This is a genomic window from Nonomuraea sp. NPDC049152 (genome assembly GCF_040648355.1).
Lineage (GTDB): Bacteria > Actinomycetota > Actinomycetes > Streptosporangiales > Streptosporangiaceae > Nonomuraea.
In genome coordinates this window covers 302,155-328,911 of the sequence record NZ_JBEZDO010000003.1, presented here as the reverse complement: position 1 = coordinate 328,911, position 26,757 = coordinate 302,155, and the positions used below count along the sequence as shown (strand labels likewise).

General features: G+C 71.6%; 26 protein-coding genes. 15 read left to right on the top strand and 11 right to left on the bottom strand.

The genetic code is table 11. The features are described from left to right. Window positions 1-81: 81 nt before the first annotated feature. Genes AB0B45_RS08105 through AB0B45_RS08075 form a run of 7 tightly spaced genes read left to right on the top strand, consistent with a single transcriptional unit; the run spans window position 82 to window position 6,530 of the window. Window positions 82-1,212 (top strand): inositol-3-phosphate synthase, encoded by a 1,131-nt coding sequence (locus AB0B45_RS08105; RefSeq protein ID WP_358127161.1) that lies wholly within the window; start codon window positions 82-84, stop codon window positions 1,210-1,212. After that, complete coding sequence (locus AB0B45_RS08100) at window positions 1,209-2,021, top strand: SCO3242 family prenyltransferase (RefSeq protein WP_358127158.1); 813 nt, start codon at window positions 1,209-1,211, stop codon at window positions 2,019-2,021. Before AB0B45_RS08105 ends, AB0B45_RS08100 begins: the two co-directional genes overlap by 4 nt. Further along, the gene (locus AB0B45_RS08095) at window positions 2,018-2,848 is read left to right on the top strand and encodes a sugar phosphate isomerase/epimerase family protein (RefSeq protein ID WP_358127155.1); all 831 of its coding nucleotides are present in this window, start codon (window positions 2,018-2,020) and stop codon (window positions 2,846-2,848) included. Before AB0B45_RS08100 ends, AB0B45_RS08095 begins: the two co-directional genes overlap by 4 nt. Continuing rightward, window positions 2,829-3,317, top strand: coding sequence for an EboA domain-containing protein (locus tag AB0B45_RS08090; protein ID WP_358127152.1), 489 nt, complete (start codon window positions 2,829-2,831; stop codon window positions 3,315-3,317). The genes AB0B45_RS08095 and AB0B45_RS08090 overlap by 20 nt, the downstream gene beginning before the upstream one ends. After that, window positions 3,317-4,144, top strand: coding sequence for a TatD family hydrolase (locus AB0B45_RS08085; protein ID WP_358127149.1), 828 nt, complete (start codon window positions 3,317-3,319; stop codon window positions 4,142-4,144). Before AB0B45_RS08090 ends, AB0B45_RS08085 begins: the two co-directional genes overlap by 1 nt. After that, a complete protein-coding gene (eboE, locus tag AB0B45_RS08080) occupies window positions 4,144-5,208 on the top strand; it encodes a metabolite traffic protein EboE (protein WP_358127146.1) in 1,065 nt (354 codons plus the stop codon). Before AB0B45_RS08085 ends, eboE begins: the two co-directional genes overlap by 1 nt. Continuing rightward, on the top strand, window positions 5,208-6,530 hold the full coding sequence (locus AB0B45_RS08075) for a nucleotide pyrophosphatase/phosphodiesterase family protein (protein ID WP_358127143.1): 1,323 nt from the start codon (window positions 5,208-5,210) through the stop codon (window positions 6,528-6,530). Before eboE ends, AB0B45_RS08075 begins: the two co-directional genes overlap by 1 nt. On the opposite strand, the gene AB0B45_RS08070 is transcribed toward AB0B45_RS08075, so the two are convergent. Both AB0B45_RS08070 and AB0B45_RS08065 read right to left on the bottom strand, forming a co-directional pair. Next, window positions 6,508-8,475: a protein kinase gene (locus tag AB0B45_RS08070; RefSeq protein ID WP_358127140.1), complete on the bottom strand. Its 1,968-nt coding sequence runs from the start codon at window positions 8,473-8,475 to the stop codon at window positions 6,508-6,510. The two genes, AB0B45_RS08075 and AB0B45_RS08070, sit on opposite strands and share 23 nt — an antisense overlap. A gap of 101 nt (window positions 8,476-8,576) precedes the next feature. Further along, window positions 8,577-9,599 (bottom strand): phosphotransferase, encoded by a 1,023-nt coding sequence (locus AB0B45_RS08065; RefSeq protein WP_358127137.1) that lies wholly within the window; start codon window positions 9,597-9,599, stop codon window positions 8,577-8,579. 66 nt (window positions 9,600-9,665) lie between these two features. Between AB0B45_RS08065 and AB0B45_RS08060 the strand changes: the two genes are divergently transcribed. Next, the gene (locus AB0B45_RS08060) at window positions 9,666-12,218 is read left to right on the top strand and encodes a LuxR C-terminal-related transcriptional regulator (protein ID WP_358127133.1); all 2,553 of its coding nucleotides are present in this window, start codon (window positions 9,666-9,668) and stop codon (window positions 12,216-12,218) included. A gap of 52 nt (window positions 12,219-12,270) precedes the next feature. Here AB0B45_RS08060 and AB0B45_RS08055 read toward each other — a convergent pair whose 3' ends face one another. Beyond that, the gene (locus AB0B45_RS08055; RefSeq protein ID WP_358127130.1) at window positions 12,271-13,071 is read right to left on the bottom strand and encodes an alpha/beta hydrolase; all 801 of its coding nucleotides are present in this window, start codon (window positions 13,069-13,071) and stop codon (window positions 12,271-12,273) included. Window positions 13,072-13,167: 96 nt separating this feature from the next. On the opposite strand from AB0B45_RS08055, the gene AB0B45_RS08050 reads away from it, so the two are divergent. Continuing rightward, window positions 13,168-13,314, top strand: a complete 147-nt coding sequence (locus AB0B45_RS08050; protein ID WP_358127128.1) for a hypothetical protein — start codon at window positions 13,168-13,170, stop codon at window positions 13,312-13,314. 212 nt (window positions 13,315-13,526) lie between these two features. After that, on the top strand, window positions 13,527-14,693 hold the full coding sequence (locus tag AB0B45_RS08045) for a low temperature requirement protein A (RefSeq protein WP_358127125.1): 1,167 nt from the start codon (window positions 13,527-13,529) through the stop codon (window positions 14,691-14,693). 211 nt (window positions 14,694-14,904) lie between these two features. On the opposite strand, the gene AB0B45_RS08040 is transcribed toward AB0B45_RS08045, so the two are convergent. After that, window positions 14,905-15,462 (bottom strand): helix-turn-helix domain-containing protein, encoded by a 558-nt coding sequence (locus AB0B45_RS08040; protein ID WP_358127122.1) that lies wholly within the window; start codon window positions 15,460-15,462, stop codon window positions 14,905-14,907. 81 nt (window positions 15,463-15,543) lie between these two features. Between AB0B45_RS08040 and AB0B45_RS08035 the strand changes: the two genes are divergently transcribed. Then, window positions 15,544-16,437 (top strand): NmrA/HSCARG family protein, encoded by an 894-nt coding sequence (locus AB0B45_RS08035; protein WP_358127119.1) that lies wholly within the window; start codon window positions 15,544-15,546, stop codon window positions 16,435-16,437. Between the two features lie 9 nt (window positions 16,438-16,446). Beyond that, window positions 16,447-16,746 (top strand): hypothetical protein, encoded by a 300-nt coding sequence (locus AB0B45_RS08030; protein WP_358127116.1) that lies wholly within the window; start codon window positions 16,447-16,449, stop codon window positions 16,744-16,746. A gap of 5 nt (window positions 16,747-16,751) precedes the next feature. Here AB0B45_RS08030 and AB0B45_RS08025 read toward each other — a convergent pair whose 3' ends face one another. Beyond that, window positions 16,752-17,378: a hypothetical protein gene (locus AB0B45_RS08025; protein ID WP_358127562.1), complete on the bottom strand. Its 627-nt coding sequence runs from the start codon at window positions 17,376-17,378 to the stop codon at window positions 16,752-16,754. A gap of 20 nt (window positions 17,379-17,398) precedes the next feature. Here AB0B45_RS08025 and AB0B45_RS08020 point away from each other — a divergent pair, with 20 nt between their 5' ends. Then, complete coding sequence (locus tag AB0B45_RS08020) at window positions 17,399-17,563, top strand: hypothetical protein (protein ID WP_358127578.1); 165 nt, start codon at window positions 17,399-17,401, stop codon at window positions 17,561-17,563. Between the two features lie 2 nt (window positions 17,564-17,565). Here AB0B45_RS08020 and AB0B45_RS08015 read toward each other — a convergent pair whose 3' ends face one another. Continuing rightward, window positions 17,566-19,131, bottom strand: a complete 1,566-nt coding sequence (locus tag AB0B45_RS08015; RefSeq protein ID WP_358127112.1) for an ABC transporter substrate-binding protein — start codon at window positions 19,129-19,131, stop codon at window positions 17,566-17,568. Window positions 19,132-19,294: 163 nt separating this feature from the next. Between AB0B45_RS08015 and AB0B45_RS08010 the strand changes: the two genes are divergently transcribed. Both AB0B45_RS08010 and AB0B45_RS08005 read left to right on the top strand, forming a co-directional pair. Further along, on the top strand, window positions 19,295-21,187 hold the full coding sequence (locus AB0B45_RS08010) for a nitrate- and nitrite sensing domain-containing protein (RefSeq protein WP_358127109.1): 1,893 nt from the start codon (window positions 19,295-19,297) through the stop codon (window positions 21,185-21,187). Continuing rightward, window positions 21,180-21,536, top strand: a complete 357-nt coding sequence (locus AB0B45_RS08005) for a DUF742 domain-containing protein (protein WP_354913508.1) — start codon at window positions 21,180-21,182, stop codon at window positions 21,534-21,536. The genes AB0B45_RS08010 and AB0B45_RS08005 overlap by 8 nt, the downstream gene beginning before the upstream one ends. On the opposite strand, the gene AB0B45_RS08000 is transcribed toward AB0B45_RS08005, so the two are convergent. The 5 genes from AB0B45_RS08000 to AB0B45_RS07980 are packed head-to-tail and all read right to left on the bottom strand — an operon-like array spanning window position 21,537 to window position 26,707. Further along, a complete protein-coding gene (locus tag AB0B45_RS08000; protein WP_358127105.1) occupies window positions 21,537-22,412 on the bottom strand; it encodes an ABC transporter ATP-binding protein in 876 nt (291 codons plus the stop codon). Further along, entirely contained in the window at window positions 22,409-23,218 is an 810-nt protein-coding gene (locus AB0B45_RS07995; RefSeq protein WP_358127102.1) for an ABC transporter ATP-binding protein, read from the bottom strand. Before AB0B45_RS07995 ends, AB0B45_RS08000 begins: the two co-directional genes overlap by 4 nt. Further along, window positions 23,215-24,060, bottom strand: a complete 846-nt coding sequence (locus AB0B45_RS07990) for an ABC transporter permease (RefSeq protein ID WP_358127099.1) — start codon at window positions 24,058-24,060, stop codon at window positions 23,215-23,217. Before AB0B45_RS07990 ends, AB0B45_RS07995 begins: the two co-directional genes overlap by 4 nt. Beyond that, entirely contained in the window at window positions 24,057-25,073 is a 1,017-nt protein-coding gene (locus AB0B45_RS07985; protein ID WP_358127096.1) for an ABC transporter permease, read from the bottom strand. Before AB0B45_RS07985 ends, AB0B45_RS07990 begins: the two co-directional genes overlap by 4 nt. Then, window positions 25,070-26,707: an ABC transporter substrate-binding protein gene (locus tag AB0B45_RS07980; RefSeq protein WP_358127093.1), complete on the bottom strand. Its 1,638-nt coding sequence runs from the start codon at window positions 26,705-26,707 to the stop codon at window positions 25,070-25,072. Before AB0B45_RS07980 ends, AB0B45_RS07985 begins: the two co-directional genes overlap by 4 nt. Window positions 26,708-26,757 lie beyond the last annotated feature (50 nt).

Sequence of the window (26,757 nt, the reverse complement as noted above, 5' to 3'; positions counted from 1 at the left end):
GGATCGTAGATCGGACTTATGACGATGGTCAAGCAAAAGTCAGGGGTTTACTTCAGAAGATCTCCGGCTTATATACCGACTATGGCTATTGGTGTATGGCTCATCGGCGCTAGAGGCTCGGTCGCTACCACTGTCATAGTCGGGGCGGCCGCCATCAGGTCGGGGCTGCTGCCCGCCACGGGCTGCGTGGCGGAACGGCTGCCTCCGTGCGGCTTACCCGGCGTCGCCGACCTGGTGTTCGGCGGTCATGACATCGCCCCCATCTCCCTGCGGAAACGGGCCGAACGGCTGAGCGAGGCAGGGGTGATCCCTCCTGCGCTCCCAGAACTGCTGGCGGGAGAGCTCGAGGCGGCCGAGGCGGAGATCAGGCCCGGCCACGCCCACGAGGGTGGCGATCAGGCGGCCGCCGCCGGACTCGTCCGTGACCTGACCGACTTCCGCGAGAGGAAGGAGCTGTCGAGGGTCGTGGTCGTCGACCTCTCCTCGACGGAGCCGCCCGTGCCGTGGCGGCCCGAGTTCGCCGACCTCGCGACGCTGGAGGCGGCCATGGCGACCGGGGAGACGGTTCTGCCTGCCAGCTCGCTGTACGCCTACGCGGCCTTCCGCGCGGGCTGCGGCTACGTCGCGTTCACCCCCTCGACCGGGCCCGTGCTGCCCGCGCTGGCCGAGCTCGCCGCCGCCGAGCGCCTGCCGTACGCGGGACGTGACGGCAAGACCGGCGAGACGCTGGTGAAGAGCGCGCTCGCGCCGATGTTCGAGGGGCGTGGGCTGGCGGTGCGCTCGTGGTCGGGCCTGAACCTGCTGGGCGGCGGCGACGGCGCCACCCTGGCCGACCCGGCGGCCAGGCGGAGCAAGGAGGTCTCGAAGGACAGGGCGGTGGAGGGCGTCCTCGGCGGCCAGGTCGAGGGACGCACGCACATCGACTTCGTCGCCGACCTCGGCGAGTGGAAGACCGCGTGGGACCACGTCACGTTCGAGGGGTTCATGGGCGTGCGGATGACCATGCAGTTCACCTGGCAGGGGTGTGACTCCGCGCTCGCCGCGCCCCTGGTGCTCGACCTGGCCAGGCTCGTGGCTCGCGCCCACGAGCGGGGCAGGCACGGCGTGCTCGCCGAGCTCGGCTACTTCTTCAAGGACCCCCTCGGCAGCGACGAGCACGCGCTGCCCGCCCAGTACGACAGGCTGCGGGCGTTCGCGGAATCTCTCGCATGAGGGCGCTGCTTGAGTTGATCAGAGCGCCCGCCGCGCTGTCGGTGCCGGGCGACACGATGGCGGGCGCGGCGGCCGCGGGCCTGCCCGCTCGCCCCTGGCCCGCCCTGGCCTCGACGTTGCTCTACTGGGCGGGCATGGCGCTCAACGACTGGTCGGACCGCCACCAGGACGCGCTCGACCGTCCCGAACGGCCCATCCCCTCCGGCAGGATCAGCCCGGCGACGGCGCTGGCCACGGCGGCCGGCTGCACGGGCGCGGGCCTGCTCACCGCGTTCGTCGCGGACGGCAGGCGAGGGCTCGGCCTGGCGGGCCTGCTCGCGGGCGCGGTGTGGGCCTACGACCTGGGCCTCAAGCGCACGCCGTCGGGCCCTGCCGCCATGGCCGCGTGCAGGGCGCTCGACGTCATGCTCGGCGCGGGCGGCGCGGCCAGGGCCGTTCCCACCGCGCTCGCCATCGGCGCCCACACCTACGGCATCAGCGTCCTCGGCCGCGCCGAGGTGAAGGGCGCCACGCCCTCGACCGTCAGGGGCGCGCTCGCCTCCTGCGCCACCGCCGCCGCGCTCGTCGCCTGGACCTGCCCCGGCGCACCCCTGGCCGGCTACGTCGCCACGGTCGCCCGCGCCCGGGCGGGGCTGCGCTCGAACCCCGACCCAGAGCACGTACGGCAGGCCGTACGGCTGAGCATCATGGCCCTCATCCCCCTGCAGGCCGCCGCCGTCGCCGGCCACGGCCGACCCGCCCAGTCGGTGGCGCTCCTTGCGGCCGCCCCCTTCGGCGGATGGCTGTCCAGAATGGTGGCGACCTCGTGAACTGGTCCTACTGCACCAACGGCTTCCGCGACCACCGGCTGCCCGAGGCGCTGGCCGTCCTGGCCGACCTCGGCTACACGGGGGCCGCGATCACCCTCGACCACGGCCACCTCGACCCCTACGCCCCCGGCCTGGCCCGTGAGGTCGCCGCGACCGCCAAGCTGCTCGGCGAGCTCGGCATGACCGCGGTCGTCGAGACAGGCGGCCGCTACACGCTCGACCCGCGGCGCAAGCACCACCCGACGCTGCTCGGCGACGAGGCGTGGCGCAGGGCCGACTACCTGCGCAGGGCCATGCGGGTGGCCGCCGACCTCGGCGCGCCCGTCGTGCACCTGTGGAGCGGCGCCAGGCCCGACGGCGTCTCCGAGGAGGAGTCGTGGGCCAGGCTCGCGGGATGGTGCGAGCGGCTGCTCGACGACGCCCACGAGGTGGGCGTCACGCTCGCCTTCGAGCCCGAGCCGGGAATGCTCGTCGAGGACCTAGAGGGCTACGAGCGGCTGCGCCACCTGCTCGGCGGCCATCCCCGTTTCGGGCTCACGCTCGACATCGGGCACTGCAGGTGCCTGGAGCCGCAGGACGTGCCCGCGTGCGTGCGGCGGGCGCTGCCGTACCTGGCGCACGTGCAGATCGAGGACATGCGCCGAGGGGTGCACGAGCACCTGGAGTTCGGGGCGGGCGAGATCGACTTCCCGCCCGTCATGGCCGCGCTCGCGGGCTACCGCGGCCAGGTGGCGGTCGAGCTGGCCAGGCACGGCCACGCCGCGCCCGAGGTGGCCCGCCGGTCGATCGACTTCCTGAGGAGGGCACATGGGCGACTGGACGGCTGAGGCCGTGCGCCGGGTGAAGGACGACCAGGACGCGGTGCACCGGCTGTTCCCTGTGGCGGCGCGCAGGGGTGGGCCCTCCGCCAGGCGCGCCCTGCTCCGGCACGTCGACGCCGCGACGGTCGTGGCGCTGTACAGGAACGGCGACGCCGGCGAGCGCCTGGCCGTCCTGGACGCGCTGGCCGAGCTCGACCTGGGCGACGCGGCGCTGCCCCTGGTGGAGGACGCGCTGCGCACCAACGACGCCAGGCTCGTCACCGCGGCCCTCGGCCCCTACGGCGCGCGCACGCTCGACGACCACGCCTACCGCCAGGGCGTGCTGAAGTGCGTGTTCATGTCGATCCCGCTCGACAGGCTCGCCGGGCTCGACGAGCGCTTCGACGCCGAGCTGGCCAGGATGCTGACCGCCTACGCCGACGAACGAAGGGCGGCGGGCAGGCCCGTCCCCTCCGACGTGCTGGAGAGGATCTGATGCGCATCTTCGACCCCCACATCCACATGACCTCCAGGACCACCGACGACTACGAGCGGATGCACGACGCCGGGGTGCGGGCCGTCGTCGAACCGGCCTTCTGGCTGGGGCAACCGCGCACGAACGTGGGCAGCTTCCTCGACTACTTCGACGCGCTGCTGGGCTGGGAGCCGTACCGTGCGGCGCAGCACGGCATCCGCCACCTGTGCGCGCTCGCGCTCAACCCCAAGGAGGCCAACGACCCCCGCTGCGCGGGCGTGCTGGACGAGCTGCCCCGCTACCTGCTGAAGGAGTCGGTCGTGGCGGTCGGCGAGGTCGGCTACGACTCGATGACCCCCGCGGAGGACAAGGCGTTCGAGGCGCAGCTGGCCATGGCGGCCGAGCACGACCTGCCCGTCCTCGTGCACACCCCGCACAGGGACAAGGCCGAGGGCACCAGGCGCACGCTCGACGTCGTCAGGGGCCTGCCGCCCGAGCGCGTGCTGATCGACCACCTCAACGAGGTGACGGTGGGCATGGTCGCCGACTCCGGCTGCTGGATGGGCTTCTCGATCTACCCCGACACCAAGATGGACCCAGGGCGGATGGTGGCGATCCTCCAGGAGTACGGCACCGAGCGGATGCTGGTGAACTCGGCGGCCGACTGGGGCCGCAGCGACCCGCTGCGCACCAGGGCCGTGGGCGACGCGATGCGCGCCGCCGGTTACACCGAGGACGACGTCGACAGGGTGCTGTGGCGCAACCCTTCCGCCTTCTACGGCGCCGATCCCGAAGCGCCGGTCATGGGAGACGACTACGCGGGCAACACGATCAAACGGGGTGGCTGATGCGGTTCCTGCACCCCGACGGCTCGACCGTCCACCTCGCCTACTGCACGAACGTCCACCCCGCCGAGGACCTGCCCGGCATCCACTCCCAGTTGTCCGGTTTCTGCGCCCGCGTCCGCTCCCTGCTCGGGGTGCCGCGGCTCGGCGTCGGACTGTGGCTGCCCGCGGGCGCCGCCCGCACGCTGCTCGACGACCCCGAGGAGCTGGTACGGCTGCGCGCCGCGCTCGACTCCCACGGCCTGGAGGTCGTCACGCTGAACGGCTTCCCCTACCGGGGCTTCCAGCAGGAGGTCGTGAAGCACCGGGTCTACTCCCCCGACTGGTCCTCGCCCGAACGCCTGCGCTACACCCTCGACCTGGCCGCGATCCTGGCGGCCCTGCTGCCGGACGACGTGACGGAGGGCTCGATCTCGACCCTGCCGCTCGCCTGGCGCACTGAGGGCGCGCCGACCGCCCTGCTGGAGCCCCTGGTCGAGGGACTGCGCGAGGTCAGGTCCCGGACGGGCAGGACCATCAGGGTCGCCTTCGAACCTGAGCCTGGCTGCGTCATCGAGACCACCGCCCAGGCCGCCGCGCTGCTGCCGCGCGACGAGCTCCTCGGCGTCTGCCTGGACGCCTGCCACCTGGCGGTCGGCTTCGAGGGCCTCGACTTCGGCGACCTGCCGATCGTCAAGCTCCAGGCGTCGTGCGCGCTGGAGACGCCGCCAGGGGCGCAGCGGGCGCTCGAGGCCTACGACGAGGCGCGTTTCCTGCACCAGACGCGGTGCGCGTCGGGATACGCCGACGACCTGGACGAGGCGCTGGAGCGGCTGCCGTACGGGGAGAGGTGGCGGACCCACTTCCACATGCCGCTGCACGCCGCCCCTCCCGCGCCGCTGACCACCACGGCCGGGTATCTCGGCGAGCTGCTGCGGGCGGTGCTGGCCCCGCCGCTGACCAGGCACATCGAGGTCGAGACCTACACCTGGAGCGTGCTGCGTGAGCCCGATGTCATCGGCGGGATCGCGGCCGAACTCGACTGGATGCGGCGCGAGCTCGCCGTACTCGGACTGAAGGAGCTGTGATGGCGCCGATCGTCGTGATCAACGTGGTCGGGCTGACCCCGCGCCTGCTCGCGCTCATGCCCGGGGTGGCGAAGGTCGGCGCGGCGGCGGCGCTGCGGCCTGTGCTGCCCGCCGTCACCTGCTCCATGCAGGCCACCCTGCTCACCGGCGCGCCGCCGCGCGAGCACGGGATCGTGGGCAACGGCTGGTACTTCAGGGACCTCGGCGAGATCTTCCTGTGGCGCCAGCACAACGCGCTCATCCAGGGCGGCCAGCTCTGGGACTCGACGCCCGGCCTGCGCACCGCCAACGTGTGCTGGTGGTACGCCATGGGCGCCGCCTCCGACCTGCTCATCACTCCGCGCCCGATCTACCACGCGGACGGCCGCAAGTCGCCCGACTGCTACACCAGGCCGCCTTCCCTGCACGACGAGCTGCCGCCGTTCCCGCTGTTCAGCTACTGGGGGCCGGGGGCGGGCATCGCCTCCACCGAGTGGATCGTCGGCGCCTCCGTCCACATCCTCCACGCCCACCGGCCTGACCTGCTGATGGTCTACGTCCCGCACCTCGACTACGACCTGCAGCGGTACGGCCCCGACGGGCCCGAGGCCGTCGCCGCGGCCCGAGCCGTCGACGCCGCCCTCGCTCCCCTGCTGGCCGAGGACGCCACGGTCGTCGTGCTGTCGGAGTACGGCATCACCCCCGCCGCCAGGCCCGTCGACATCAACAGGGCGCTGCGCTCGGCCGGGCTCCTCGAGGTGTACACGCAGGCCGGGATGGAGTACCTGGACCCGTGGACCTCGCGGGCCTTCGCCGTCGCCGACCACCAGCTCGCCCACGTCTACGTCCGCGACCCCGCCGACCTGCCGAGAGCACGTTCGGTCGTGGCCGAGCTGCCCGGCGTCGACGAGGTGCTCGACGGCGTCGGCAAGGCGAAGTACGGCCTCGACCACGAACGGTCGGGCGAGCTCGTCGCGGTCGCCGAGCCCGACGCGTGGTTCACCTACTACTACTGGCTGGACGACGCCCGCGCCCCCGACTTCGCCAGGCTCGTCGAGATCCACCGCAAGCCCGGCTACGACCCCGCCGAGCTGTTCATGGATCCAGCCGACCCGTTCGTCAAGGTTCGCGCGGGGCTGGCGCTGGCCCGCAAGAAGCTCGGCATGCGCTACACGATGTCGGTCGTTCCCCTGGACCCGTCGCCGGTGCGGGGCAGCCACGGGCGGCTGCCCGACAGCGCCGACGACGGGCCCGTCCTGCTCGGCCCGTTCGACGGCGACCTCCACGAGGCTACGGCGGTCAAAGGGCTGCTCGAGGGGCTCATTGCCAGGCGCGGAGGCTGACGTCGTCGCAGTAGCCCTGGCCCGTGTCCTTCCGCCAGCAGAAGATCGACGCCTTCGTCATGTCCTTGCCGGTGGTGAAGGTCATCGAGTAGTACCCGTACTTCTTTCCTCGGTGCGCCCTCCATCCGCCCCTGTGAGGGTCGGCGGTCTTGACGCCCAGCACGGTCCTCTTGCCGTCGGAGCGGACCCAGCCGCTCAGCGTGTACTTGGTGTTCGGGCGCAGCCTGGTCACCTGCTCGGCGGCGGCGTCCATTCCGGGCGTGGCGGTCAGCCAGAGCGCGCCCCAGCCGCTGCGCTGGCCGCTCGTGGCCTGCTTGACCGTGCCTCTGAGGTACCAGGGCGCCAGGTCGGCGCCGTTGAACGCGCCGTTCGCCAGGAGGTTGCGCTCGGTGAGCCGTGTGTGCCTGACCGGCGGCGTGGAGACGGTGGTGGTCGGCGAGGGGGTCGGCGATCGGGTCTTCTTCGCCTTCGGTTTCGGCGTCGGCAGCGGGGTGGACCACGCGTCGCGGTCCGAGGGGACGACCACCGGGAGGGTGCTCGGCTGAGGATCGGCCTGCGCCTTCGCGGCCGCCTCCGGTGTGGTGCCACCCCTGCTGAGCAGCACCGCGGCCGTCACCGCGCCGAGCACGACGACCGTGGCTCCTGCCAGCACGGCGAGCAGCCGCCTGTTCCCCTTCGGCCCGCTCTCCTGGCCCGGCGCGCCGGGCGGGGGCGCCTGCGATGGGATGGTCGCCACCTGGAGCGGGATCGGCGGCTCCTGCTGGACTTCGGGCGCGGTCTGCGGCACGGCCGGGAGCGCGTGCTGGGGCCCTGGGACCGGATGCTGAACCCCTGGCGAGGTGTGCTGGGGCCCTGGGATCGGGTGCTGAACCCCTGGCGAGGTGTGCTGGCCTGGGATCGGGTGCTGGGGTCCTGGTGCCGGGTGCTGAACCCCCGGTGACGTGTGCCGGCCCCCTGGAATCGGGTGCTGGGGCCCTGGCGACGTGTGGTGGGAGGCCGGGGCTGGCTGGTGGAGGCTCTGGGGTGGCTGCTGGGGAGCCGTCGGGGGTGGCTGCTGGAGGAACGGCGGCGGCTGGGGCGCGGGCGGGGCCTGCCGCGGTAAGGGCTGCGGGGCGGGCGGCACCGGGGTGTGGGCCCCGCTCAGCTGGGCCACGAGTTGCTCGGCCGACGGCCTGCGCGCGGGATCCTTGGCCAGGCAGAGGGATACCAGGTCGCGCAGCCCCCCGGCGAGCACCCCGAGGTCCGGCTCCTCGTTCATGATCGAGTGCAGCAGCCCCGGCAGGGTCTCGGTGATGAACGCGGGCCGCCCGTTCGCCGCGAACACCATCGTCATCGCCCAGGCGAACACGTCCGCGGGCGGCCCGACCGGAGCCTCGGCGAACTGCTCGGGCGCCATGTACCTGGGCGTGCCGAAGAACTGCCCCTGGTGCGTCATCCCCGCCAGCCCGCCGTCCAGCGCCCTGGCGATGCCGAAGTCGATCACCACGGGACCGTCGGGCCCCAGCAGGATGTTGGCGGGCTTGAAGTCGCGGTGCAGCACGCCCGCCCGGTGGATGGCAGCCAGCGCCATTGCGGTATTGAGCGCCAGCCGTTCGAGCGCCGCCCCCGTACGGGGCCCCGCCTCCCGCACCGACTCCTCGAGCGAGGGCCCTGGAACGTACTCGCTGACGATGTAGGGGCTGTCGCCCACCACACCCGTCGCCAGGATCTGGGCCGTGCAGAATCTGGCCACGCTGGTGGCGATCCGCACCTCGCGGACGAACCGCTCGCGCGCCTCCGCGTTGGCGGTCAGGTAACCCTGCAGGATTTTGACGGCGACCCGCTGCCCGCCTGGCCCCTCGCCCAGGAAGACGATGCCCTGACCACCCTCGCCCAGTCTCCCGAGGATGCGGTGTCCCCCGACCGCCGCTGGATCCTCAGGATTGAGCGGTCTTATCTCGACCACGATGCCCCATTTCCCCCGTTAGCTCCCTAGAGAGGGCACCTGTATATCACCGAAAGGGAGCCCCAGATCATGGACCGCCCATACCCGTGAATCCGCCCACGTCAGAGCCCGCGACCGACGTCCGCGACGAACCTGGCGAGCCCCGCCCGCCGGTGGAACAGCTCGTGCAGCTCCGGCGTCGGCTCGTCACCGAGACGCTCGAGCGGCAGGGCCGTCCACGCGCCGCACAGCACCAGCGTGGCCGCGTGACCGAGCGCCACCTCGTCGGCGGAGAAGCCCGACCCCTCGACGTAGGCCGACTCGATCGCCTCGTGGACGGCCGGCAGCTCCCCTGGCGAGAGCTCCCCCGTGTGCGCCCTGCCGACCAGGAGCTGTCCCAGGTCGAAGCCCGCGCAGGTCGCCCATGGCCAGCTCCAGTCGATCGCCACGAACCGCGCGGAGCCGTCGGCGGGGACGAGCAGGTTGGCAGGGCACGCGTCGCCGTGCGAGAGCGTGTGCGGCAGCTCGGCGACCATCTCGACCAGCGCCTCGATCCGCCCGGCGAGCGCCAGCAGGTCCGAGCGCAGCAGCGGGTCGGCGTGCGCGGCGACGAGCGGATGCCGCCAGAGGTCGGGGTCGCGCAGCGCGGGCAGGAACAGGTGCTCGACGGGCCCGCCGAGGAAGTGTCGCAGGCCCTCGTTCGGCCCCGTCGCCGGGTGCATGGCCGCCAGCTCCCCCAGCAGCCTGGCGGCGGACCTGTACCTGTCGAGGTCCCACGCCGCGTCGGCGGTCCGCACGTCCTCCAGCCACATCACGTAGCGGTCCTCGCCCAGGTCCTCCACGTGGTGCAGGCGGGGCAGGCGCATGCCCTCCGGCAGCTCGAGGCCCGCCAGGTAGATGTCGAGGTCGGCCCTCCACGGGAAGTTCGCCGCCCTGTCCCCGATTTCTGGACGGCGTTCCGGCGACTCGATCGACTTGACGAAGAACGCCCACGGCACGCCTGCCGTCGTGGTGCCGTGGAGCCTGCGCAGCGAGGTGGTGGACAGCGCGCCGAACCCGTGCGTGGCCACGGGCTCGCTGCGCTGCTCGGCGATCTCGGCGTGCGGGTCGTCGAGGCTCCGCCGTACCAGGTCCCTCATGTCCATGCCCCGACCCTGCTCCCTCCAGCAATCGCCTCGCATGAGTAAGGGCTACTCAAATACGCTTCCAGCGTGGCACGCGCGTGGCCCTTCGCAGGCCGGACGGCGGAGTTGACCGAGATCAGGTCCGCGGTAGCCGGTCTGGTCGTCGTGGGCGCCCCGGGGGTGGGCAAGAGCCGCCTGGTGGCGCACGCCGTACGAGATCTCGATGGCGTGGCGTGGGTGCGGGCCACGGCCGCGGCCGCCGAACTGCCGCTGGGCGCCTTCGGGCCGCTGCTGCCCTCCGCCCCGCCCGTGGGCAACCCGCTCGGCTGGGCGGCCGACGCCGTGCGCGCGCCCGTCCTGGTGGTGGACGACGCGCACCTGCTCGACGCCGCCTCCGCCGCGCTCGTCCATCATCTGGTGGCGCGGGGCCGTACCCGGGTGATCGCGACCTTACGCACGGAGACGCCCGCGCCCGACGCGGTGCAGGCGCTGTGGAAGGACGACCTCCTGCCGCGCATGGAACTGGCGCCGCTGACGCTGGAGGAGACCGGCCGAGTCCTCGAACGGGCGCTGGGCGGCAGGGTGGAGCAGGGAACGGTGACGCGACTGTGGCAGGCGAGCCGCGGCAACGCCCTCTACCTGCGCGAACTGGTGCTGGCATGGATGCCCGCCGACAACGGGGGCGTGTGGCGATGGCGGGGTCAGCTGGAGATCACACCGTCGTTGCGCGACACGATCGCGGGCCGTATCGGCGAGCTGACGCCCGACGAGCGCGAGGTCCTGGAACTCCTGGCGTACGGCGAGCCTCTCGGCGCCGACCTGCTGACCACGCTCGCCCCCGCCGCCGCGGTCGAGCGTCTGGAGGACCGCCAGCTGGTGACGGTCGACCTGGAGGGTCGCCGTCTGCAGGTGCGGATCGGCCACCCGCTCTACGGCGAGGTCATCAGGCGCGGCTGCGGCACCCTGCGCGCCCGCAAGCTCCTGCGCAAGCTGGCCGACGCGGTGGCGGGGACGGACCTGCGCCGCCGCGAGGACGTGCTGCGGGTGGCCGTGTGGCGGCTCGACAGCGGCGCCAGCAGTGATCCCGAGCTGCTGCTCGCCGCCTGCGACATGGCCAGGATGGTCCGCGACCTGGAGCTGGCCGAGCGCCTGGCCCGCGCGGCGGGCGACGGCTTCCGGGCCAGGCTCGCGCTGGGCGGCATCCTGTTCTACGCCGACCGCTACGCCGAGTCGGAGCAGGTGCTGGCCGCCGCCTCCGCGCTGGCGCCGGACGACTACTCCCGCATCGACTGCGCGGTCACCAGGGCGTTCAACCTGTTCTGGGGCCTGGGCAGGGTCGAGGAGGCGCTGGAGCTGATGACGGCGGCCGAGCGCTCGGTCACCGACGTTCACGCGCGGCAGGGCGTCCGCAGCACCAGGTCCTCGCTGGAGGTGTTCGCCGGCGATCTGGGGGCGGCGAGGGCGTCGCTGCGGGCCGCGGCCGAGATGGGGCCCTCCACGCATCCGCGCAACGTGCGGGCGTTCGGCACGACCGAGGCCGTCATCCTCGCCGCTGAGGGCAGGGCGACCGAGTGCCTGGAGACGGTCGCCCGCACCGAGGCGGCGCTCGACCGCGCGCCGAACGCGCTGCCGAGCCTCAGGGCGGCGGTCCTGGAGGCCGCCTCGGAGGCCGCGCTCTTCCTGGGCGATCTGTCCGCCGCCGAACGCCACGCCGAGCAGGGGCGTGGCCTCGACGGCGAGTTCGGCTCGTGGGCCAGGGCGCTCGTCTACTTCGGCGCCCGCAAGGCGCAGGCGCTCAGGCTGCGCGGCCGGGTCACCGACGCGCTGGGGTCGTGCAGGGAGGCGATCGCCCATCTGCCCGAGCGCAGCGTGTGGGCGGGACTGTGCCTGGGCGAGCTGGCACACGCGCACGCGCTGCTGGGCGAGGTCGCCGCGGCCGAGGAGGCGATCGAGCTGGCCGGGCGCACCGGGCTGCCGCTCGGCCCCGCCGTCGTCATCCCGCTCGAGCAGGCCAAGGTGTGGACGCTGGCCGCTCGCGGCGACATCCCGGGAGCCGTCGCGACCGCGCTCGCCGCGGCCGAGCGGGCGCTGCCCGCCCAGGTTCCGTTCCTCCTCCACGACGTCGTACGGCTCGGCCGACCGGCGCCGAACGCCGCCCGCGTGACCGGCGAGGGCCCGTCGGCGGCGACCTCGGTCACCGCCCGCCTGACGGGCGAGGGCCCGCTGGTCGCGCTGTTCGCCGAGCACGCCGCCGCCCGCACAGGACCCGAACTCGACGCGGTCTCCCGCGACTTCGAGCGCCTGGGCCTGATCGTCCACGCCGCCGAGGCGGCCGCCCACGCGGCCCGCCGCTACCGCCACGAGGGACTGACCCGCTCGGCCAGGGCCGCCGAGACCAGGGCGTGGGCGCTGTCACGCCGCTGCCAGGGCGCCCGCACCCCCGCACTGCTCGATCTCGACGTGCCCGACCTGACCCCTCGCCAGCGCGAGATGGCCCTGCTCGCCGCCCAGGGCCTGACCAACAGGGAGATCGCGGCCCGGCTCGTGGTATCGATCAGGACCGTCGCCAACACCCTCTACGCGGTCTACGAGAAGACCGGCGTCAGCGACCGCGCGGCTCTGGCCGAGCTGCTGGGCTGACCGTGCGACCTCACCGACCCCGGGTCAGGCTCTCCTGGAACCCATGGAGATGTCATGCCGTCGAGGACCGCGCCCGCTCCGGGTGGTCGGAGGGAGATCTGCCGCACAGGCGCTGAAGTTCCCCCGCCACTTCGGCGGGGGAGTCCAGGTGCAGGTCGTGCCCCGCATTCGGCACCGTGACGAAGCGGGCGTCGGGGCGGAGGCGTCGCATCTCCGCCACCTCCTCGGCCGGAAGGATGCCCTGCTCACCGAGGACGACGGTCGTGGGACAGCTGATCCGGGTCCAGTCATCCCAGTTCGACCGACTCGAGTGATCGGCGATGACGTCGACGACGACCCGGCGGTCGAACGACGGGCGCAGGCCGTCAGCCGAGGAGATCAGCCCGGAGGCCCAGCCCTCGCCGACCGGCCCGTCGCCGAAGAACCGCTCGGCGTCCCGGCGGGTGGCGAAGGGGACCGGCCAGGAGCGGAGCCAGCCGTCGATGTGGCCGGGCAGGTCGGTGTCGCCAGGCGCAGGGCCCGCTTCGACCAGCAAGAGGGCCTGGACGAGGTCGGGATGCGCGGCGGCGGTCTGGATCGCGGTGACCCCGCCGAGTGACTGTCCGGCGAGGATCACCGGCGCGACCGCGAGCTCACGGATCACGGTGACGACGTCGGCGACGAACGCGGCCCTGGAGGTGTCGCAGGGATGCCACTCGCTGGCGCCATGGCCGCGCTGGTCGAGCGCCAGAAGCCGGTAGCGGTCGCCGAGCTGCTCGCTGAGCGGGTCCCACTCGTGGGACTGCCCGGCCAGGCCGTGAAGCAGCAGGACGGCGGGCCCTGACCCTCCGCTGTCGCGGCAGACCAGACGCACGCCGTCACGCTGAAAAGTCGTCGTGTTCCACATCGCAGGACACTCTACGTAGGCAGAGCCGTGCGAATGTGGCCCCGTGCGGGGTAGGGGACGCGCATGGCGACGCTCATGGATCGGGTGCGCGCGTACCTGCGCAGCCCGCAAGGCAAGCAGACGATCGAGAAGGCCAAGCGCATGGCCAACGACCCTCAGAACCAGGCGAAGGCGCGGCGGTTCCTGGACCGGCTACGCCGACGGCACTGAGGACACCACCGGCCCGACCTGCCCGCAGCCCTCCTGCCGGCGGGGCGGGCAGGCCTGTGCGGAACAGGCCATCTCCGTGATCATGCGGGCGATTCTCCCGAACCGGCACGAGCAGACGTGATCGCCGGGGTGTGACGGGCCCTACTATGACGAATCGGTACGCAGGGTCCGCGCGGGTCCACGGGTTCGCGGGCACACGGGGAAGGAAGCCAATGGCAGCGGAGATTCTTCGAGCTCGCGGTGAGACCGCCAAGGTCGTGCCGATCGAGCTCTTCTTCGACCTCGTCTACGTGTTCGCGATCACGCAGCTCTCCCACCTGCTGCTCGCCCATTTCGACCTCGCGGGAGCCGCGCAGACGCTGCTGCTCACGCTGGCGGTGTGGTGGGCCTGGATGTACGCCACGTGGACCACCAACCTGGGCAATCCCGACCATCCTGTGCTGCGGCTGACGCTGACAGGGATGATGCTCGCGGGCCTGGTCATGTCGGCGGCGCTGCCCCAGGCGTTCGGCGAGCGGGCGCTGTGGTTCGCGGGCGCGTACGTCGCCATCCAGGTCGGGCGCGCGCTGGCGGTGGCCCTCGCGACGCGGACCTTCCCGATCGGGTACACCTTCCGGTTGATCCTCGTCTGGCACGTCGTCAGCGCGGCACTGTGGATCACCGGCGCCGTCCTCGGCGGCGCGGCCCAGGTGGTGCTGTGGATCGTCGCGCTGCTGGTGGAGTACGGCGGGCCGTGGGCCGGCTACCGCACGCCGTACCTCGGCAAGGTGTCGACCACCGACTGGACGATCGACGGCGCGCACATGGCCGAGCGCTGCCAGCTCTTCGTGATCATCGCACTCGGCGAGTCCGTGCTGGTCACCGGGCTGACCCTGGCCGACAACGACCACCTGACCACGGCCACGGTGGCCGCGTTCGTGATCGCCTTCCTCGGCAGCGTGGCGATGTGGTGGGTCTACTTCGACCGTACGGCGGAGGCCGCGGCCGAGGCCATCGCCGAGTCGGACGACCCCGCACAGCTGGGCAGGTCGGCCTACACCTACATCCACATCCCCATGGTCATGGGGATCATCATCACCGCGGTGGGCGACGAGCTGGCGATCGCGCATCCGACCGGGGCGATCTCGCTGGGCACCGCGCTGACCGTGCTCGGCGGCCCTGTGCTGTTCCTGGCAGGGCACGCGCTGTTCAAGCGAGCCGTGTTCGGCGACCTGTCCATGAACCGGGTCATCGGGATCGCGGTGCTGGTCGCGGTGGGGGTGCTCGTGATCCTCGCGCCCTCGCTGATGCCGCCGCTGGCGCTGGGCGTCGTTGCCACGCTGGTCGTGGGCGCCGTGGCGGCGACGGACGCGGCGCTGGAGCGCGCACGTCAGTCCTGAGCCGCCGGGCAGCGCGGTTCAGGAGAGCAGCGCGGCCATCAACAACCCGACGGTGTCGTCGATCGAGCTGTCCTGTCCGATCACCCTCTCGACCGGGCGGGGCAGCAGGTCCCGCTCGGCGTACCAGTCCCTCAGCAGCGGAGCGCGCGGGCGGTGGGCGTCTTGCCCGAGCCCGAGTTGCCGCGCAGGACGATGAGCCGCGTGGGCGCCGTCATGGGAGGAATCCGTGGGAGGCGAGGGCCAGCAGGCGGTCCATGAGGTCGTCGCGGCCTGGCGACTGCTCGACCGCCCATGCGATGCCGGCGGCGAGGGCCAGCAGCTCGGCGCCGGTGACCTCGGGGCGCGCCTCTCCCGCCTCCTGCGCCCGCGCGAGCAGCCTGCCGCCTGCCGTGCGCATGGCCTCACAGGAGGCGTGCAGCTCCGAGCCCTCCTGGCGTAGCGCGGCCATCACGGACTCGGGCAGCCCCCGGTAGGTGGTCGAGCGCGCGGCGAACACGCGCAGCCAGTCGAGCAGGGCCTGACGGGGCGAGGCGGCGGTCAGCAGCTCGTCGGCGTGCTCGCGCATGGCCTCGAAGCCCGCCCGGGTCAGCGCCTCCAGCAGCGCCTCCCGCGTGGGGAAATGCCGGTAAAGGGTGCCGATGCCCACGCCGGCGCGGCGGGCGACCTCGCGCAGAGAGGCGTCCGTACCCTGCTCGGCGAACACCTCTCTGGCCACGGCCAGCAGCTGCTCGTAGTTGCGCCGCGCGTCGGCGCGGGCCATGTCGGCCATGCGTCCTCCCCATTGACAATCGGAGCAGTGCTCCGCCTATTATCGGAGCACTGCTCCAAATCCTAGTCACGGGAGACGCAGATGACACGGATCGTGCTGGTCACAGGCGCGACGGGAAAGCAGGGCGGCGCGACCGCCCACCGGCTGCTGGCCGACGGCTGGCGGGTGCGGGCGCTCGTGCGCGACCCCTCGGCGGCGGGCGCGCGGCAGCTCGAGGCCGCGGGCGCCGAGCTCGTCAAGGGCGACATGGGCGACAGGGCGGCGCTGGAGGCGGCCGCCGAGGGCGCCTACGGCGTCTTCAGCGTCCAGCCCACCGCGGGCTCGACCGACTTCGACCACGAGGAGGTACGGCTCGGCGTCAACGTGACCGACGCCGCTCGCGAGGCGGGCGTGAAACACCTCGTCTACACCTCGGTCGGCGCGCTCCATCGCCCCCCGCTCGTCACGCAGTGGGCGCCCAAGCTGGAGATCGAGCGGCACATCAGGGCGAGCGGCGTGCCGTACACGATCCTGCGGCCCGTGCAGTTCATGTCGAACCACCTCGACGCGCGCTTCGGCGTCTTCGGCGAGACCGCGCTGGTCAGGGTGATCCCGCCGAAGATGACGGTGCAGCTGATCGCCGTCGCCGACATCGGCGCGTTCGCCGGGCTCGCCTTCGGCGACCCCGACACCTACGTGGGCAGGGAGATCGAGCTGGCGGGCGACGAGCTGGCGCGCGACAGCCTGGCGGCGGCGATCGGCGAGGTGGCGGGCGTGCCGATCTCGACCGATCCACTGCCCGCCGAGGCGCTCGAACGGCTCGGCACCGGCTACGAGGCCGAGCGCACCGGGTCCTTCGCGGGGTGGGCGGCCGATGTGCCCATGCTCAGGAGACTCCATCCGGATCTGATGGATTTCGCGACGTGGCTGGAGCGTGAAGGCGCGGCCGCCTTCCGGGCGCTGGCGGCGAGCGGAAGTGTCGGTCGCGCCTCCTAGAGTGGGCGCGTGCTTCCAGATCTACGTGAGCCCGTCATCAGGCAGCTCGCCGAGTCCGACCTGGCCCGCCACCACTGGAGGGCCGACGACGAGGACGGCGGGGTGTGGCTGTTCGAGAGCGTCGAGGGCGACGGTCAGCACTGGGCGATCAGACAGGTCGAGATCGGCGCCGATCGCTCGGTCCATCGCTACTGGTGGCGCCACCTGCAGGACGAGCACGGCTTCCTCACCGACCAGGCGCTGGAGATCTGGGAGCTGACCGAGATCAGCGGGGAGGCGTTCGAGTCGGTGTGGGAGCTCGCCGGGTAACCCCGTCAGCTCCGGAGCGGCACGGCGACGGAGATCTCGCCGCCCAGCTTGTGGCCCAGCTGCAGGTCGAGGTCGTCACCGCTCCAGAACCTTCCGGGGTCGTACCAGTTGGGCCTGCGTCCCGTGGGGAGCAGGCCCATCTCCTCGTAGGTGACGGCGACGACCTCGGCGCAGTAGGCGCGCTCCAGCGTCCGCTCCCCCACCTCGCGCCGGAAGCGCGGCACCCTGCCACGCAGCCACCGCCCCGCCAGTCGCGCGGTCGAGGGGAACGGCGTGCCGTCGACCCTGGCGACCGTGCGCAGGGCCGCGTCCTCCATCTCGCCGGTGGCCAGGGGCTCGAGCTGGCGCAACCAGCCGCGCTGGCCGTACCTCTGACCCCACACGGTGACCGCCTCGCGAAGGTCGTGCAGCTGCACTCCGCGCTGGTGGGTGCCCGACCACAGGTCGAGCAGCGACTTGCCGAGCTCGGCGTGCCACATCATCGGCGGCATGTCCTCGATGACGATCGACATGCCCACGTGGTTGACCGGGCTGTTGGTCACCGTCTGGATCGCCCGGTCGGGCACCGAACGTCCCCTGAACACCCAGAGGTCGCCGGTGCGGGTGAGGTTCACGGCCTCGTCGAGAGTCAGCACACCACTACCCTAGGCACATGCGGACGAAGTGGTGGAAGATTCTCGGCCTGGCCGGCATGGCCGGGGTCGCCGCGACCGGTGTCGTCATGGCCCGCGCCGAACGGCGCCGCCGCGCCTACACGCCTGAGGAGATCAGGTCCAGGCTCCGCGAGCGCGTCGAGGCTCCCGACAAGGGGGCCTGACCTCAGCCGACCGGGCGCAGGTCGTGGACGAAGACCACATCGGGGTAGGCGGGGTTGTCGTTGTAGCCCTGCACGCCGCTCAGGTAGGCGCGCTGGTAGTTGACCACCCACGGCACCGCGGCCGCCGCCTGGACGTCGAGCAGCCTTCTGCCGAGCTTGGCGTAGGTCTTCTGCGCCGCGGCGCGGTCGGTGACCGTGAGCTGGGGCAGGGTGTCGATCAGCGCGTCGGCGTCGCGGTCCTTGAGGTAGGTCAGGTTGAACTGGACGGTCTCCGCGCTCCTGAAGACGTTGGCGAACCACGAGTAGGCGTCGGCGTAGTCGGGCCACCAGTACATGAGGAAGATGTCCTGGCCGTGCCGCTTGCCGCGCGCCCACTGCTCCTCCCACGGCATCGCCTTGGCAACCAGCGTGACGTTGAGCGGTTCGAGGGTGGCGGCCATGCGCTGGACGAAGACCCGCTGGTCCTCGTCGCCCTGGGCGTAGGTGAGGGTGAGGCGGAGCGGGAGTCGGCCAGGGCCGTACCCCGCCTGGGCGAGCAGGTCCGCCGCACCCTGCAGGTCCTGCCGGGGCGAACGGCCCGCCACATGGCCGAGCAGCCCCTCGGGGATCACGCCCGTCGAGGGAGAGGCGGCCCCGCGCAGCACGCGGAGCGTGCCCGCGTAGTCGATGGTCTTGCGCAGTGCCCTGCGGATCCGCACGTCGGCAAGCGGGCCCGAGGCGGTGTTGAACAGCAGCATCGCCGTCTGGAACGACGGCATGTCCGCGGTCCGCACGCCCGCCGTCCTGCTCGCCCTGCGGAAGAGGACCGGGTTCAGCCGGTGCACGAAGCTGACCTCGCCCTGCAGCAGGCGTTGCCACGCCTCCTCGGGGTCGGGAACGACCACGTACTTGACGGTGGTGTAGTGGGGTCTGTCCCAGCCGCCCCAGTAGGCCGGATACGCCTTGAGCGTGAGCTCGTCGCTCTTGCCCTTCCGCCAGCCGGCGACCGTGTAGGGGCCGGTGCCGGCGTCCCTTCCGGTCGAGACCCACTTCTTGAGGTCGGGGGCGGCGGCGGTGTCGTAGATGTAGGCGGCGTACCCGGAGGAGGCGACCAGGTCGAGCGGCACGGCGTACTTCAGCGTGAACGTGACCGTGAGCGGGTCGTCGACCCTGATGGCGTCGACCGCGCCCCAGATGTAGGAGGGGGTGCTCTTCGAGCTCATGGTGCGCTCGATCGACGCCTTGACCGCGGCGGCGTCCATGGGCCTGCCGGTGTGGAAGGTGACGCCGGAGCGCAGGGTGAAGGTCCAGGTCCTGCCGTCGGGCGAGGCGCGCCACGAGGTGGCCAGCCGCGGGCTCGCCTTCTTGGTGACCGGGTTGTAGATCGTCAGCGACTCGTAGATGTTCTGCATCGCGATGATCTCGTTGGAGTAGGAGCTGGCCGGGTCCCAGTCGGTGACCACGCCGAGGTTCTCCACGTAGACGAACGTGGACTCCTTCGAGAGCGGCGGCTGCTCCTGCCGTACTTGCGCGGTCGAACAGCCCGCGAGGAGGAGCGAGAGCGCGGCCGCGATCAGCCGACGGCGCATCTGCCTCCCTCTACTCCCCGATTGTGCTGGCGAACCTACTGCAAGATCACGAAATCACGCTGAAAATCCCGAAAAATCGGGAAAAAGTGAGGTGCAGTTGCTAGGCTCTCACCTGTCCCAAATCCGGGGTTCCGATACTAGGGACCGACCGGAGTGAGGTGCCATGGGCCGAAGCCGCACGATCAGGGTGAAGATCGTCGGCCTGCTGCTGGTTCCGCTGGTTTCGATGATCACCCTGTGGGGTGTCATCGTGGCGGTGACCGCAGGCGAGAGCCTCGAGTTGCGTTCGTACAAGGAGCGCTGGACCAATCTACGCCAACCCGCGAGTCAGTTGATCGGCGAGCTCCAGCGTGAGCGCCTGACCTCGGCCAGGCTCGTGGTCCGCCGCCACGCTCCCGTGGACCAGAGCGACGCCTACGAGCAGCGGGCCAAAACCGACGCGGCCAGAGACCTCTTCCGCAGGCTGTCGGACCGCTCGCGCGGATCGAGCAGCGAGGCGGTGCGCCGCCAGATCGACACGGTCCTCACCCAGCTGTCGCACCTCGACGCGATCAGGGGCGAGGTCGACGCGGGCCTGTCGCCCAGGCTGCCCACGGTCGAGGCCTACAACGCGATCTCCGACGCGCTCTTCGGCCTGCAGCGCAGTGTCGCGCTGATCGACGACATCCCGATCTACGAGCAGTCGCGCCTGGTCATCAACCTCGGGTACGCCAAGGAGCTGCTGACCAGGGAGCAGGCCATCGCGATCGGCAACCCCGCCGACGAGGAGCGCAAGCTCTTCACCCAGCTCGTCGGCAACCGCCGCTTCCTCATCGACCAGGCGCTGTCCGAGCTGGACGCGCCGCTGCGCGAGATCCAGGTCGGCATCATCACCACCCCCGCCTACCAGCGGCTGCGGATCATGGAGGAGCAGATCATCGCGGGCCGCGCGCCCGTCGACTGGCCCTCGACCTCCACCGCTCTGGCCAACGCCATCCAGAACGCGCAGAACGAGGCGAGCGTCGTGCTCACCGAGCGCGCCGAGCCGGTGGCGGACGCGGTGCTCGTGAACGCCTTCGTCCTGGCGGGCACCGGCCTGCTGGTCGTGGTGGTGTCGATCGTGATCTCGCTGCGGATGGGCAACAGGCTGTCCAAGGAGCTGGCAGGGCTGCGCCAGGCGGCGCTCGAGGTGGCCGAGACCAAGCTGCCGGAGGTCGTCCGCAAGCTGCGTCAGGGCGAGGAGGTCGAGATGCCCGAGCTGACCGTGCCGGGCAGGACGGCCGAGATCGCGGACGTCGGCAAGGCCTTCGCCACCGTCCAGCAGACCGCCGTCGAGGCGGCCGTGGGCGAGGCGAGGCTGCGCGCGGGCGTCGGCCAGGTCTTCCGCAACCTCGCCAGGCGCAGCCAGACGCTGCTGCACCGCCAGCGCATCCAGCTGGACGGCATGCAGCGCACCGCGACCGAGCCGCAGGCGCTGGACGACCTGTTCCGCCTCGACCACCTGACCACCCGCATGCGCCGCCACGCCGAAGGACTGATCATCCTGTCCGGCGCCACCCCCGGCCGCGGCTGGCGCAAGCCTGTGCCGCTGCACGACGTGGTGCGCGGCGCCTCGGCCGAGGTGGAGGACTACCCCCGGGTGACCGTCTCCCCCATGCCCGCCCACTCGCTGGCCGGGCCCGTGGTCGGTGACGTCATCCACCTGATCGCCGAACTCATCGAGAACGCCACCGTCTTCTCCCCTCCGCACACCACCGTGATCGTGCGCGGCGAGCTCGCCGCGCACGGTTTCGTGGTGGAGGTGGAGGACAGGGGTCTCGGACTGAGCGAGGAGGAGCTGGCCGATCTCAACGAGCGGCTGGCCAACCCGCCCGAGTTCGATCTTGCCGACAGCGACAGGCTCGGCCTGTTCGTCGTCGCCCGCCTGGCCGCCAGGCATGACATCCGCGTGACGTTGCGCGGTTCGCCATATGGAGGGACCACCGCCATCGTGCTGATCCCCGCAGAGCTCGTCGTGACACCCGAGGAGCAGGAGCCGGAACCCGTGAGGAAGATGCGGGTGGTGACCAGTGAGTGAGGAGCGCTGGCTGGACGAGGACGCAGGTCCCATCGTCCCGGCCTACCTGCTGACCCGTGGTCGCACCGTGCCCGCGAGCGAGGCCATCGACCTCATCGCCGTGATCATCACGGCGGGCGGTCTTGCCATGCCCGTGGGCCTCGGCCCCGAGCATCTGATCATCCTTCAACAGTGCACCAAGCCCACGAGGCTGGTGGACGTGGCCGCCGAGCTGAACCTGCCGATCGGCGTCGTGCGCGTGCTGGTCGGCGACCTGCACGCGCAGAAGCTGGTCGAGGTCGAGAAGCCGCCGCCCGCGCCCGACGCCAAGGTGATGCTGGAAGTGATCAACGGGCTGCGCGCCCTGTGATCAGCGGCCCGCGAGCCCGGTGAGGACCAGCTCCGCCCGGTGGCAGGCGACCCTCCTGCCCGCCACCTCCCGCGGCTCGGGCACGCTCTCGCACTCCGGCACGGCCAGCGGGCACCGCAGCCTGAACGGGCATCCGGTGTCCGCGGGCGCCGACTCCGCCCTCCCCCTCGCCACCGGCGGCTCGCCGCCCAGCTTCGGCACGGCGTCGCGCAGCGCCAGCGTGTAGGGGTGGGCGGGGCGCCTCAGCAGGTCCTCCGTCGGCCCCGACTCGACGATCCGCCCGGCGAACAACACATGAGAGGTACGGCACAGCCGCCCCACCACGGCCAGGTTGTGGGTGATGAGCAGCCGTTCGGTCCCGACGCCTTCGAGCAGGTCGAGGATCCTGGCCTGGACGGTGACGTCGAGGGCGCTGGTGGGCTCGTCGAGGATGAGCAGCCTGGGCCGCACGGCCAGCGCCCTGGCGATGACCACGCGCTGGCGCTGGCCGCCCGAGAGCTGGTGCGGCTTGCGGCCCGCCATGGCGGGGTCGAGACCGACCTCCTCCATCAGCGCGGGCACCGCGGCCCTGTCGCGGCTGCCCTCGGCGATCGAGCGGCCGACGGACATCCTGGGGTCGAGCGACTCGGCCTGGAAGACCGGCTGGACCGCCTTCCTGAAGGCCTTCATGTCGACCTGGCGCAGGTCCCGCCCGCCGTACGTGATGCGGCCCTTGACGGGTTCGAGCAGGCTGAGGAAGGCGCGGGCGAGCGTGGTCTTGCCCGAGCCCGACTCGCCGATGAGGCCGACGCCGCCCTCGGTGATGTCGAGGGTGACGTCGTGGACGACGGGGGTCTTCCCGTAGGCGAGGGTGACGCCTTCGGCGCACATGATCATGGGAGCGCCTCCAGCAGCTCGCGGGTGTAGGGGTGGCTGGGCCGGGTGAACACCTGGGCGGCCTGGCCCGACTCGACGACCTCGCCGTCCTTCATGACCAGCACGCGGTCGGCGATCGTGGAGACCAGGGCGAGGTCGTGGGAGACGAACAGGAGGGCGAGCCCCCGTTCCTCGCGGAGCCTGCGCAGCACGCCTACCACCTCGGCCTGGACGGTGACGTCGAGGGCGCTGGTGGGCTCGTCGGCGAGGATCACCTCGGCGCCGAGCGCGATGGCGAGGGCGATGGCGAACCGCTGGGCCTGGCCGCCGGAGATCTCGTGCGGGTAGCGGCGCAGGATCGCGGGGTCGAGCATCACCGCCTCGCACGCCTCCGCCATCACCCCTTCGATCCCGCGGCGCGGACCCCCGCCCCGGACATCCGCCGGCTCTCCCTGGACCTGGGTCTTCCCCTGGGAGGGTGCGCCCGTGACGCCGTGGAGGGCGAGCGCCCTGCGCATCAGCACACCGAGCCGCGTCGTCGGCGACAGCGCCGCCTGCGGTGACTGGATGACCAGCGCCGCCTTCGACCCCCTGATCGCCCGCAGGGCGCGGGGTCTGGCCCGCAGGACGTCGACCCCGCACACCGTCACCTCACCCGACACCCTGGCCCCCTCCGCGAGGCCGAGCGCGGCCAGGAGCGTGGTGGACTTGCCCGACCCGCTCTCCCCCACGATCGCCACGCACTCCCCCGCCCCCACGTCGAGTGCGGGGACGTGCGCCACCTCCCTGGGGCCGTAGGCGACCCGCAGGTCGCGAATCCTGATCACCTGACGGTCCTCCGTGGGTCGAGCGCGCCACGCAGGCCCTCGCCGAGGACGTTGAACGCGAACGCCGTCAGCAGGATGGCAAGGCCGGGGAAGGTGACGACCCACCAGTTCGTGGTGAAGATCGTCTGCCCCTGCTGCACCATCAACCCCCATTCCGCGGTCGGTTCGTGCGCGCCGAGCCCCAGGTACGACAGCGCCGCCGCGGTCAGGATCACGCCGCCCCCGTCCAGCGAGAGCTGCACGAGGACGGGCGTGAGCGAGTTCGGCAGCACGTGCCTCGCCACGATCACGGAGGCGGGCACGCCCAGGCAGCGGGCCGCGTCCACGTAGCTCCTGGTGGCGACCGAGGCCGCCACCGAGGCCGACAGGCGGGCGTACCAGGGCCACCAGGTCACCGCGATCGCCAGGATCACCGTGGTCACGCTCGGCTGCAGCACCACGGCGAGCGCGAGCGAGAGCAGCAGCGCGGGGAAGGCGAGGAAGACGTCGGTGATGCGCATGATCACGTCGCGGGCCCAGCCGCCCGCGTATCCGGCGACGACGCCGAGCGTGACGCCGACCGTCGCGGACGCCGCCAGCACGGCGGCGGCGATCACCAGCGAGGTGCGCCCGCCGTACAGGACCTGGGTGAGGACGTCGCGGCCGACCTGGTCGGTGCCGAACCAGTGCGCACCGCTGGGCGGCAGCAGCGACTCCAGCGGCCTGACGTCGTTCTCCTCGTACGGCGCCAGCCACGGCGCGAAGACGGCCGACAGCACGATGAGCACGAGCAGCACCGCCCCGAAGGCCGCGAAGCGGTCGGGGACGCGGAACAGCCGCCTGCGCGGCTCGACGGCGGTCATCGCGCCCTCGCTCTCGGGTCGATGACGCCCTGCAGCAGGTCGACCATCAGGTTGGCGAGCACGTAGACGACGGCGACCAGCAACGTCACCCCCGCGATGCCGGGCGTGTCGAGCGAGCTGATCGCGTTGAACGCGTACCGCCCGAGTCCCGGCCAGTTGAAGACCGCCTCGACGAGGAAGCCGTTGACGAGGGAGTAGGCGAAGACGAGCGCGATCAGCGACAGCACGGGGTTGAGCGCGGGCCGCAGCGCGAAGCGCGTCAGGATGGCGGTCTCGCCGAAGCCCATGGCTCGTTCCAGCCGCACGTGGTCCTGACCCGACTCCTCGATGAGCGCGGCGCGGGTCATCTGGGCGATCACGCCCGCCGGGTAGGCGGCGACCACGAGCGACGGCAGCACGAGGTGGTTCAGTGTGCTGGTGAAGATCGGCCAGTTGCCCGTGATGAGGGCGTCCACGATCGTGATGTCGGTCCAGAGCGTGAGCGGGCTGGTGGTGTCGAGCGTGTTGTCGTACTCGCCCGCGACGGGGAACCAGCCGAGGTGGCTGGCGAACAGGGTCTGCAGGGCGAGCGCCAGCCAGAACACGGGGACGGAGACGGCCAGCATGGAGCCCAGCCGTACCGAAAAATCAGGAAATTTCGCCTTGCAGCGGGCGGCGACTATGCCCACCGGCAACCCCACCAGGATCGCCACGATCAGGGCCGCGCCCACCAGCTCGAGCGTGGCGGGGAAGGCGGTGAGGAGATCGTCGACGACCGGTCTGCGGGTGCGCAGGCTGGTGCCCCAGTCGCCGGTGACGAGGTCCCTGGCGTAGTTCCAGAGCTGGACGTAGAGCGGCCGGTCGAGGCCGAACTGCTCACGCGCGGCGGCGAGCTGCTCGGGCGTCGCCTTCGGCCCCGCGTACGCCACGGCGGGATCGCCCGGCACCATCCGCATGATGACGAACGTGAGCGTGACCACGCCGGCCACGACCAGGAGAGCCTGGCCGAGCCGGCGAGCCAGATAACGCGTCACCCGATGGGCTTCAGGTCGTAGAAGGAGACCACGTTCGGGTAGGCGGGGTTGTCGACGTACCCCTGCACGCCCGCCGACAGCGCGCGCTGGTAGGTCTGCACGTAGGGCACCGCGACCGCGGCCTTCTCGTCGATGATCTTCTTCTGCAGCTCCGCGTAGGACTGCTCGGCCGCCGCCCTGTCGGTCGCGGTCAGCTCGGGCAGCGCGTCGATCGCCTTGTCGATGGCCTCGTCCTTCAGGTAGGAGAGGTTGAAGGAGACGGGGTCGGCGCTGCGGAAGACGTTGACGAACCACGAGTAGGGGTCGGCGTAGTCGGGGAACCAGTACATGACGAAGATGTCCTGGCCCTTCTTCTTGCCGAGGTCCCACTGCGGGTTCCACTGCATGGGCTTGGCCTGCAGGGAGACGTTGAGCTTCTTCAGCTCCGTGCTGAGCAGCGTGACCAGCAGCTGCTGGTCGGCGTCGCCCTGGGCGTAGGTCAGGCTGAGCTTCAGCTCGTTGAGGTCGGGACCGTAGTCGGCCGAGGCCAGCAGCTCGGTGGCCTCCTTGATGTCCTGCTTGGGCTCCATGCCAGGGGTGAAGCCGAGCAGGCCCTGCGGCACCAGGCCCGAGCCCTTCTGCCCCGCGCCCTTGAGCGCGGCGGCCAGGCCGTCGTAGTCGAGGACCTTCTGCAGCGCCTGCCGTACGCGCACGTCCTTGAGCGGGCCGCTCTCGGTGTTGAACAGCAGCATCAGGTTCTGGAAGGAAGGCGTCTGCGACGCCTGCACGCCGGCGGTGCCGCCGGCCTGCGCGAACAGCTGCGGGTTGAGCCGCTGGACGAAGTTCACCTCGCCCTTCTGCAGTAGCTGCCATGCCGTGTTCAGCTCGGGCGTGACGCGGAAGGCCACCTTCTTGTACTGCTCGGGCTTCCAGCCGCCCCAGTAGCCCTCGAAGGCCTTGAGCGTGAGCTCGGTCTCCTTGCCCTTCTCCCATGTGTCGATCGTGTAGGGGCCCGTGCCCGCGTCGGCCTTGCCGTCCTTCACCTGGTCGACCGCGCTGGTGTCGTAGATGTAGGAGGCGTAGCCCGCGGAGGCCACCAGGTCGAGCGGGGTGGCGTAGGAGAGGGTGAACTTCAGCGTGTGCTCGTCAGGGGCCTCGATATTCTTGACCGAGTCCCAGATGTAGGCGGCGCCGCCCTTCAGCTTCTTGGTCCGCTCGATGGCCTTCTTCGCGGCCTCGGCTGTGACGGGATTGCCGCTGTGGAACTTCACGTTCTCGCGGAGCTTGAACGTCCACTCCTTGCCGCCGGCCGCCGAGCTCCACTCGGTCGCCAGGCGCGGCTCGGGCTTCTGGGTCGTGACGTTGTAGCGGGTCAGCGACTCGTAGATGTTCTGCATCGCGATGTTCTCGTTGGAGTACGAGGTCGCGGGGTCCCAGTCGGTGACCACGTCGAGGTTGGGCGCGTAGACGAACGCCTTGTCGTTCTCCGTCGCCGTGCTCGCCTGCGGGGAGGCTGTCGATCCTGTGGCGGTCCCTGTGGCGGGCGCTGAAGGGGGCTGGCCGGCACCGCGTACCTGGCCGCCCGCACACGCGGACGCGGTCATGGTCACGGCCCCGACGACCCCTGCGGTGAGCAGACGCTTGTGCCAGCGCATGGGGGGATTTCCTTTCGTAGGCCACTCTGACGGGATCCGCGCTTTTCGCC